Source organism: Nitrosomonas sp. Nm51, assembly GCF_900111165.1.
In the GTDB taxonomy this organism is placed as follows: domain Bacteria; phylum Pseudomonadota; class Gammaproteobacteria; order Burkholderiales; family Nitrosomonadaceae; genus Nitrosomonas.
In genome coordinates, this window is sequence record NZ_FOGH01000072.1 from 1 (window position 1) to 9,576 (window position 9,576).

Here is a 9,576-nt window from a genome sequence, read left to right on the forward strand (position 1 = left end):
AATATCGGGACTGCCTTCTTACCCAAAAGAAAATCGCTGATCACAAAAAATCAATGAAATTAGATCGCCACTTCCAAAAAAGCGTGAAACTTTAGAATAATAATTAAACGATTTTTTATATGCCTGTTCCTCGTGTCAATGGGCGTTAAGGTTAGCTACGCCACATTAATGGTCCGGATAACGGATACACCGCTTACAGGTCCACCAACCGTTATAACGGTAACAGACCAGGATGCAATTGGCGGAACAGATGCAGCGCCTGATAATAGCGGAATACCGGGCCTGTTAACCGCATCATTCAGTACGCCGAATTTTTTTCTGTCTCGGACACTGGGGACATCAAAACCGTATCCGCCCAACAGTAATGTTCTGGCCGATCTGTATATCCAGCAGCTCGCCGTATCGTCCGTGAATGGCGGGACGTTAACCATAGAAATTACCGATAATGATTTTGTGCTTGATGGAGATCCTTTCGGTTACTTAACTGCAGGCATTGCCGGAAGGCTGGGCGCGAATCCGTTGAATACGCTAATGGCGGATTATTACTATAACACCTCGAACCAGCTCTTTGATACTGCTGGCGCGACTGCAGTTAGTAGCAGCGTATTTAGCGGTGGTTACGGTTTTGGCCAGGGTTTGGGACGTGTTGAAGTCAGCGGCATAAATCAGCCGTTTTCGGTTACGCAGGTGATTACAATTCAGCTGGAGCCAAATTACCAGATTATGTCTTTTGATTCTGCTTTGCGTGTGGTGCCTGAACCGGGGATATTGTTTTTAATGGGGCTTGGGATTATCGCTGTGCTTAGGAGTCGTTCATAAATAACTGTAACACCCTGGATCGCATCTGGCGGGTACACTGCGGCGTTGTTCGTCGTCGCCATGGCTTGTGCTATGACTCATCCTCCCGCCTTGCATTGCATCCCGCCGGACGCGCCCAATTGTCACACTTATTTATTCGCGGCTCCTTAGCACGGCTTCTTATTCCAGATTAATAGGCAATGCAGATACGGTTGAAAACAATGGCAAGCGGCAGGCATAGCCAGTGCCATTTATGAAAGTGTAAAATATTTCAATTGATAATAAAAACACAAATGATTATAATTCTCATTAATGTGTGGGGCATTTAACGGCAAGCAATGTGCGCAAGTACATCGAATCGTTGCCGGACACAGAAACCGCGCGGATTACCGCGCACGGCAATGAATTAATTAACAATCTATAGGAGTTAAAGCATGACTGAAATAATACGCGGTAGTGGCCTTTTTTTTGGTTCAGATGAAACTGAAGTAATATGGACGTCAGGCCCATCAGTTGTTTTTGCCGGCGACGGTGATGACGGGGTCAGAATGGGTTACCAGAATGATGTTGCTTATCTGGGCGACGGCAATGACGTGGCTTATGCGGAATCCGGCAATGATGTGCTGTTTGGTGAAGATGGCGATGATCTGCTTTATGGCGGTAGAGATAACGACTGGATTGAAGGTGGGCCCGGCGATGATCTGCTGTGGGGTGCCTGGGGTAATGATCAGCTTTTCGGAAACGAGGGCGGCGATACACTCTACGGTGTGACCGGCATCAATGCATTGTATGGTTCGCTGGGTGAGGATATCGTTCTTGGCGGCGATGATTCGGACGTTATATTTGGCGGTGAAGAAAATGACATTATCCTTGGTAATGCGGGTGATGACTGGATCTCCGGCGGCTCGGGTGACAATCAGTTGTACGGCCAGGAAGGTGACGACCAGATTTATGGAACCGGCACGAGAGACGATCGCTCGAATGAAATTTTCTATAGAGGCGATGACGGTAATGACATGGTCCTCAGATTTAACGCCGAGACAGACCAGCTCATGATCGCCGCCGATATTAATGGTACTGGCATCGCAATTGCGGATGATTTTGCCGCGCGCCTGACTGGTTATGGTGATGCAGGCGGTGAAGATCCCTTTGGAACCATCGTTGATCTGGGTGCGGGAAGCACCATTGATCTGGTCGGCGTTGTGATTGACGACGTCACCGCAAATCTTGCTGATTTCTTTACAATAACGGCATAACCCCTAACTAAAAACCCGGCGTATTCCTGTACGCCGGGTTTTGTTCATGGTGCTTCAATAATCCGCGTCTTCAATTGTCTAAGTCATTCGTTCACAAATTGTAACTGTAGTTTATTTTGGCCGGATTGAAGGTTGCGGCTGCCTATGGCTGCGCAATAACAACTGCCCTGCCGTTTTCTTGTTTTCTATACGATGTTCAGTTGTGTCTTATCAATGCTTCCCGCAACTCGGCGCCGGCTGGTATGGCCATCAGTGCAGTTGCTGCAGCAACAAACAGCGGCAGATTTGGCGCAATCTCAAACAGCGGACCGGCAATGCTGACACCCAGAAGATGCCCAAGTATGCGTGCTGTATACAGGCCGGCACTCGCGCGCGTTTGCGTCTGAGGATTATGGTGAATGACAGCACCGGCAGCAGAAGCCGGCAACAGCAGTGCGAATGAAACAGCGACGAATATCAGTCCCGCTGGCAGTGCTGCCGGATAAATGGCCGCAAGCGCAGCACCGCACGCCATGCCGATTGGAGACCAGGCAAGTATTCGCTCGGGCCTGGGGCGAAAATGTAGACTTGCCAGTTGAGCCAGCATCATGCAGGCAGCGATGACGACAAGGAGCAGCGCTGTATAAATTAGCGTGCTGCCAAGTGTAATTTGCCACTCTGACGCCAGGTAAGGACCAATGATAAATTCCGTGAGTCCAAGGCTCATGTGAACAAGCACGGTAGGGATGGCAATGGTGGTTTCCGGCCAGCGGCTAGCGGGCGCTGCGGGTGTCTCATCGTTGTATACGCTGGTTTGACTGGATTCGCCAGGTAACAGTAAAAGCGCTACAAGCGGCAACCCAATCAATAAAACCAGCGCGATCTCCGGGCGGAATATGGCAAGACCTGCCGCCAGCAACGGTACGAAAATGCGCGCAACGCTGACAGTTGCGCTCAGATGCGTCAATACGGTATGGCGCGCGTGCCCGGATTCCGCGCACTCATTGATCAGCCAGGCCTGCGTGATGGGATATATTCCCGAAGCGGCCAGTCCGTAACTGAAACGCGTAACGAATAGCATGGTTATCATAACAGCGGTGCCAAATAATTCAATTGCGCCGGCATATAAGGTGATAATAAATAAAACCTGACTGGCAGTTGCCGCAATCAAAAGTTGTTTCAGAAAGCTGCGCCGGTGACCGGGGACGACCCGTCTTGGCCACACATAACCGCCAGCCAGGAAGGCAAATGCAGCCAATCCAAAAACCGGGCTTATCTGACTGATTTTCAGTCCGGTTAATTCGGTGATTACCGGTAATGTAATGATCAACAGCGTCTGTGTGGCGCCTGTAAGCGCGATGGGTAGCGCATATTTGATCGAAGGCGTAATGAATATTTTTTTTAAGGGCATGATTGTGTCGGAGCACATTAAAAATTTAAAAAATGATAACACAAATACAAATGATTTGCATTTACATAATTTGGCTGTTATCTTATGGGATAAATACTTTATCAAGACAGCCGTGGCGTTTAGCCACTTCTGAATAATGACGGATTGTGGATCAATGAGGAGTCAGCAGAAATCAAGCATGCAGCAGCTTGCGGAAAAGTTTTCAGCCACTGCGCTGATAAATTCACTGTTAAGGGAATGGCGTGATTTTGAGATAAAGAATAATGAAATTGTGTTTAGTCGTGAGCACAAAACATTAAGCGTTGTTTTGGGAAATTATTCGAGCGTTGGGTGTCACGCCCTTGAGGCCGCCTTTTACAGAACTACCGGTACACATAAAGAATGCATAAGTTTCGAAGTGTTTATCCAGGAGCTTTTTGGAATAATAGACAAGCGCAACAAAACTGACGGTATGCACATGCTTTATTCGAGAGTTTTGGAAAGCTGCCGGAATCTGATGGATATTTTGAGATACAGGCAGCCGGATTTTGATGCGCTTATTCGAAAACCGCGCCTGTCTTTTATAGATGCCGAGCAGTCGCTATTGCTGGGGCACAATATTCATCCATGCCCCAAGAGCAAAGCGGAATTTAAAAAGCGTGACCATCAATTGTATACCCCCGAATTTAGAGAGGCATTTTCTCTCAAATGGGGCTTGCTCAGTAAATCATATTTTTTTCAGAACCACTCAAAATACTTTGATGATAAAGACTGGTACGCGGATCTGTTTGAACAGGATCTGGGCTGTAACGCAGACAGAACGTATCTGCCTTTTCCATTTCATCCCTGGCAGTTCAATACACTGGGAAAAAATAAACAGGTCACTGAACTGATAAACAACAGAGAATTAATACCTGTTGAAAAGACAGGCAAGTTAAAGTGGCGTGCAACGAGTTCCTTGCGCACAATTTATTGTGAAGATAGCGATTACATGCTTAAGTTTTCACTTTCTCTCAGAATTACAAATTCAATCAGACATCTGCAAACTGTCGAAGTTGTCAGAGGGCTGCAGGTTCATGAAGTGATGCAATCAACAAACGGCCGGCAGTTTCTTGCGGCGCACGCAAATTTTATGATTCTGAATGAACCATCATTTCTGGCGATTAAACACGCATCGAAACCGATTGTTCTTGAGACCATCGTGCTCATCAGAGAGAATCCCTTCAGTGTGTTTGCAGGAAAGGAATCGATTGTGCTGTCGACGTTAACCCAGCCGAATCCGTATCTGGGTGAAGGATTTTTGTCAGCGCGAAATGTTGATGCCGAACAATGGTTTTCCATGTATCTGGAAAATGTGCTTGATCCGTTCGTCATGGCTCAAGCCAATTACGGCATACTCTTTGGTGCGCATCAGCAGAATATCATTGTTCAACTTGTTGACAGTTACCCCATTGGCGTAATTTTCAGGGATTGTCAGGGTACAGGCTATACCCGGCTTGGCTATGAAAAAATGAAGACGGAGGTTCCATCGCTCAACATAGACAACGGCAACATTCTGGATGGCCATATGGCGCACGCGCTGCTGGGTTACTATCTCATTATCAACTCCACCTTCAGTCTGATCAACGCGTTGGCGACACAGTGCGACTGCGCCGAACAAAAAATGCTGCGCATGCTCTACCAGTATCTGTGCGATAAAAAAAACAGTGCGCTGCTGGACAGCTCATTTGTCGATTATCTGCTGCACTCAAGCACCTTAAAACAGAAAGGAAATTTTTTCTGTTGTTTGCGTGGGGTTAATGAAAATACCGAAAAAAATCCTTTGGATATTTATAACGCAATCGAGAATCCACTGTATAAAATTTCAAAAAATGTCTGCCATGCATGAATTTAATCCGGTACTGAGAAATATATTTCTGAAACAGGAAAAACGCTTAAAAGATCATTTCAGACCTGGCGTATCCAACGTTGATATACAGTTGCAGGATCAGGTAATAAATATCAGACGCAGTGAATTTTTTCAGTTTCCATGTTTCTGGGTTAAATCGCCCGAGCGCGCGCTTTATCCGGTCAGCTGGATGAAAACCAACGATGTTTCCCACCCGGTGAGATACAACCCGGGAAAGAACGCACTGCTTTATGAGCGGTACATTTATGAAATCGACAAAACTGTGACATTCAGAGTAATAGATCCGGGAAAAGATCTGGCGGTATTTTCCTCATGGCATAACAATAAGCGGGTCTCTGTGTACTGGGAGTTGGAAGGCAGCGTTGATAAACACCGTGAATACATAGAAAAAAATTTGGCTGATCCGCATCTGATTCCCGTGATCATGGAAATTAATGGCGAGCCGGCTGGTTATTTCGAATTTTATTGGACAAAGGAAGACAGGCTGGGGCCTTATTATGACAGTCACGATTATGATAGAGGTTTTCATTTTCTAATAGGTAACCGCAAATTTTTAGGTATTAAAAATACAGACGCAGCGCTGAAATGCGTGGTGCACTACCTGTTCCTGGACGATCCGAGAACGATAAAAATCATGGCCGAACCCCGCTGGGATAACCAGAAGGTGCTGCAGTATGTGGATTCCTTTCCAGTCTGGAGAAGAATAAAAGAGTTCGACTTCCCGCATAAGCGCGCTGTGCTTTTAGAGTGCACCCGGGAGAGACTGTTTGTCGGTGAGCACTTATGAATTGGGATGTCGCAAACAGAAACCTGATTGCTAAGGCTATCGGTGAGCTGTACTTTGAAGAAATCTTTACTGATTCAATTATTAAAGAAGGAGGAGAAAACAGCTGCATTCTAAAAATTTGTGACGAAATCATTTACCATTTTCAAGCATTCAAGGGAATTTGGGGCGATCTGGTTATCAAGGCTGATACACTCAGACGAAATGACGGTCAAAAGCCGGACGCAGCACGTTTCTTTAAAGAAACGCAACATCTGACAAAGATGAGCGACATTACACTCGCCAACTTTCTGGAGGAAATGCACCATACGCTTTTTAGTGATCAGATATTGCTTCAAAAGCAAGTTGCAGTGAGCAAGCTTTATCAATTGGATTCCTCTGCATTAGAAACACTTTTGAACGGACATCCCAAGCTGCTATTAAACAAAGGCAGGCTTGGTTGGGCGCCGAACGATTTATTAAGCTTCGCGCCGGAAAATGACAGGGAAACTCAATTCTTACGGATAGCAATCAGAAAGAATCTGCTGACAGTTAACTGCCGGCAGAATAAATCATTCGATGAAATTATCTCTGCCGATCTGACTGAAAGTGAAATTAATTATTTAAAGAAATTATGTAATGATAATAATATTAATTATTATTCATATTTTATTGTGCCGGTGCATGCATGGCAGTGGGAAAATAAAATCCGTTTCTTCTTTCAAAAAGATATCAATTGCAAAAATATTGTTTTTCTCGCACGGGCGGGAGACTGTTACAAACCGCATATATCGATCAGAACTTTTTCAAATTGTCAAAACAAGCAGCAACTGGATATAAAGCTGCCCATTTCGATTTTAAATACTTCCTGTATCAGAGGTATTCCGTCACGTTATATTTCAATCGCTTCGGAAGTCTCAGAAGGAATGGCTTTCATCCTGAAGCAAGATGCGGTCTTTGCTGCCGCCAATACCGATTGTCTAATGGATGTAGCTGCTTTTAGTTATGTTTCGCCGGACTATAGTGACATTCAAGATGCACCATACCGCTACAAAGAATTTCTGGGGGCAATATGGCGGGAATCCAGCCTGACAAAGTTGAAAGGTAATGAGAAATGCCTGATGACCGGCGCATTGTCATATCTGGATGGAGACGGTCATTCCTTGATAGGAACGCTGATAGAAAAGTCGAAGCTGTCTATTGAGCAATGGCTGGCGCATTATTTTAACAAGGTTGTGATACCACTGTATCACCTGCAATCCCAATACGGAATCGGTCTGGTTGCACACGGCCAAAATACGTTGTTGAAACTGGAAAACAATATGCCTTCGGGTTTGATCATTAAAGACTTTCAGGGCGATCTGCGGTTAAATCAAAACCTGCCGTTGGCGACGCGAAAAATATTTACAGACAAGGTATTGAATGCGCTCGATTACCTGCCTTCCGGGCACATTATCTATGATCTGATAACCGGTCATTTTGTTTCAGTACTTAGATTTATTTCGCAGGCGCTTTATATTTCGCATAGTTTTCAGGAAGCATATTTTTACGGGTTACTCGGTTCAATTATTTCTGCCTACGAAAAAAATTATCCAACACAATCCAATACGCCCAGTTTGCTAACGTCCAAAATTCAACGCGTTCTTTTAAATAAGGTACGTTTTGAAATTGGGTATCAGGATTCTGCGCAACGGCCCAAACCGCAGCTTGGAAGTCCGCTTGATAACCCCTTGGTTAATAAGGAAAGCATTTATGGATGATGCACTGGACCTGGCAGGTATAGGTATTGGCCCTTTTAATCTGAGTCTGGCCGCCGTTTCGACAAAGAATCACGCATTAAAAACACATTTTTTTGATGAAAAGCCCGAGTTTCAATGGCATTCGGAAATTATGTTTCCTGATTCGGATATGCAGACTGCGTTTTTGAAAGATCTTGTAACAGGCGTTGATCCGACAAACCCGTACTCTTTTTTAAATTATCTTGTGCAAAACGGTCTTTTTCATGCGTTTATGAATACCAACCGGCAGGTAGTGACAAGAAAGGAATTTGAATTGTATTGTCAATGGGTGACCCGTCAAATGCCTGAGAGATTATCGTTTAATTTCAACGTTGACACACTGGGTTATGATGGCAGATATTTCATTATTGGTAATAGTGCGCAGCAATTCAAGGCAAAAAGCATCTGTATAGGCACTGGTATTAATCCCAGAATACCGGCATGCGCCGAGCCGCATATCAGTGAAACCTGCTTTCATGCAAAATCCGCTTTCTTAAAGCATACTGATATGCGGGATAAAAATGTGGTCATAGTCGGTGGTGGTCAGACGGGTGTGGAAATCTTTAGAAATGTAATGAAAGAAAAATGGGGTTTTGCAAAATCAGTTACACTTGTTTCCAGCAGGCCAAACCTGGAACCTTTAGACGAATCGGCTTTTGTCAATGAGTATTTCAGTCCGAATTATGCAAAAGCGTTTTTTACGATTGACGCCCGGTTGAAGAAAAGAATTGTCGACTACCAGAAGTTAACCAGTGATGGAAATACGCCAAGCTACTTGCAAAATCTTTATAACGAACTTTACTATGTACAAAATGTTGATCAATCACCGGTTAAATTTAGAATTCTTCCTTATCGCAAACTGGAAGGTGTCAGTAATTTCAACAACCGCTACCAGTTGTGCTTTTCAAACTGCTTTACATTGAAACATGAACGCCTGAGTGCAGATATTGTTATTTTATGCACGGGTTTTAGAAACGGCGTGCCATCATTCATCGAAGCTATTAGCCATCTGATTCAATTTGATGAAGACGGCTGCTTTCGCGTTAATCAGGATTTTTCTGTTCAGTGGGACGGTCATGCACAAAACAAAATTTTTGTGCAGAATTTCAGCCGTTACGAACACGGGATTTTTGAGCCGCAAACCAGCCTGATGGCATGGCGTTCAGCTGTAATAACAAATTCGGTTTCTGAGAATGCAATTTATCAGACAGAAAACTTTGCGCCTAATTTTTTAAGCTACGCTTTTGTTGAATGACAACCCAACTATGCTCGGGTTTGAAATAAAATTGGTAACTGTTCAGCGTAATTCCAACCTAAAGGCAGCTTACAGTATAAAGTGAGGCAATTTTCCGTCGAAAAGCAGCATGAATGCCTGGCTGGCAGACACATTGTTTTTTCTGCAAGTAGACAGATAGCCGCGTACCCGGCAGAAGATATCAGCGCCTTCTTTTGAACGAAAGCAACCGGATATTTTCTGATGTACTTTGGCTATTCTGATATCGTTTTCGCCCTGATTGTTTGTGAAGGGGACGATGGGATCGGTCATAAATCTCAGCACATCCTGTTCATAAAGTTGCAATCGTTCCAGTAAATTACGGGCTTTGCTTCGTTTAACCCGCCCGCGCCGAGCGGGTTTTTTATCTGGAAGCGGACATTCTTTTTCTGCCTGTTGCAACAGTGTCCGATAATGCGCCGTATAGTGT

At 44.7% G+C, this 9,576-nt stretch carries 8 protein-coding genes; 6 read left to right on the forward strand and 2 right to left on the reverse strand.

The window, feature by feature from the left end; genetic code table 11:
- The first annotated feature begins 138 nt into the window (after window positions 1-138).
- Both BMY60_RS14010 and BMY60_RS14015 read left to right on the forward strand, forming a co-directional pair.
- Window positions 139-819: a PEP-CTERM sorting domain-containing protein gene (locus BMY60_RS14010; RefSeq protein ID WP_090334464.1), complete on the forward strand. Its 681-nt coding sequence runs from the start codon at window positions 139-141 to the stop codon at window positions 817-819.
- Between the two features lie 413 nt (window positions 820-1,232).
- Window positions 1,233-2,054 (forward strand): calcium-binding protein, encoded by an 822-nt coding sequence (locus BMY60_RS14015; protein WP_090334466.1) that lies wholly within the window; start codon window positions 1,233-1,235, stop codon window positions 2,052-2,054.
- Between the two features lie 196 nt (window positions 2,055-2,250).
- Here the strand turns inward: BMY60_RS14015 and BMY60_RS14020 are convergent, their stop codons facing one another.
- A complete protein-coding gene (locus tag BMY60_RS14020) occupies window positions 2,251-3,444 on the reverse strand; it encodes an MFS transporter (protein WP_090334468.1) in 1,194 nt (397 codons plus the stop codon).
- A 457-nt stretch (window positions 3,445-3,901) separates the two neighbouring features.
- Here BMY60_RS14020 and BMY60_RS14025 point away from each other — a divergent pair, with 457 nt between their 5' ends.
- Genes BMY60_RS14025 through BMY60_RS14040 form a run of 4 tightly spaced genes read left to right on the forward strand, consistent with a single transcriptional unit; the run spans window position 3,902 to window position 9,128 of the window.
- A complete protein-coding gene (locus tag BMY60_RS14025) occupies window positions 3,902-5,311 on the forward strand; it encodes an IucA/IucC family protein (RefSeq protein ID WP_218141712.1) in 1,410 nt (469 codons plus the stop codon).
- Complete coding sequence (locus tag BMY60_RS14030; RefSeq protein ID WP_090334474.1) at window positions 5,304-6,119, forward strand: GNAT family N-acetyltransferase; 816 nt, start codon at window positions 5,304-5,306, stop codon at window positions 6,117-6,119. The genes BMY60_RS14025 and BMY60_RS14030 overlap by 8 nt, the downstream gene beginning before the upstream one ends.
- Window positions 6,116-7,855 carry an IucA/IucC family protein gene (locus BMY60_RS14035; RefSeq protein ID WP_090334471.1) on the forward strand — a complete coding sequence of 580 codons (1,740 nt, stop codon included), beginning with the start codon at window positions 6,116-6,118 and terminating at the stop codon, window positions 7,853-7,855. Before BMY60_RS14030 ends, BMY60_RS14035 begins: the two co-directional genes overlap by 4 nt.
- Window positions 7,848-9,128, forward strand: coding sequence for a lysine N(6)-hydroxylase/L-ornithine N(5)-oxygenase family protein (locus tag BMY60_RS14040; protein WP_090334472.1), 1,281 nt, complete (start codon window positions 7,848-7,850; stop codon window positions 9,126-9,128). The genes BMY60_RS14035 and BMY60_RS14040 overlap by 8 nt, the downstream gene beginning before the upstream one ends.
- 69 nt (window positions 9,129-9,197) lie before the next feature.
- Here BMY60_RS14040 and BMY60_RS14045 read toward each other — a convergent pair.
- On the reverse strand, window positions 9,198-9,576 hold a 379-nt coding region (locus BMY60_RS14045), incomplete at its 5' end, for an IS66 family transposase (RefSeq protein WP_143057463.1).

Excerpts from the sequence above, each read along its gene's own strand:
- BMY60_RS14010 (WP_090334464.1), top strand. The coding sequence starts at position 139 with ATGGGCGTTAAGGTTAGCTACGCCACATTAATGGTCCGGATAACGGAT.
- BMY60_RS14015 (WP_090334466.1), top strand. The coding sequence starts at position 1,233 with ATGACTGAAATAATACGCGGTAGTGGCCTTTTTTTTGGTTCAGATGAA.
- BMY60_RS14020 (WP_090334468.1), bottom strand. The coding sequence starts at position 3,444 with ATGCCCTTAAAAAAAATATTCATTACGCCTTCGATCAAATATGCGCTA.
- BMY60_RS14025 (WP_218141712.1), top strand. The coding sequence starts at position 3,902 with ATGCTTTATTCGAGAGTTTTGGAAAGCTGCCGGAATCTGATGGATATT.
- BMY60_RS14030 (WP_090334474.1), top strand. The coding sequence starts at position 5,304 with ATGCATGAATTTAATCCGGTACTGAGAAATATATTTCTGAAACAGGAA.
- BMY60_RS14035 (WP_090334471.1), top strand. The coding sequence starts at position 6,116 with ATGAATTGGGATGTCGCAAACAGAAACCTGATTGCTAAGGCTATCGGT.
- BMY60_RS14040 (WP_090334472.1), top strand. The coding sequence starts at position 7,848 with ATGGATGATGCACTGGACCTGGCAGGTATAGGTATTGGCCCTTTTAAT.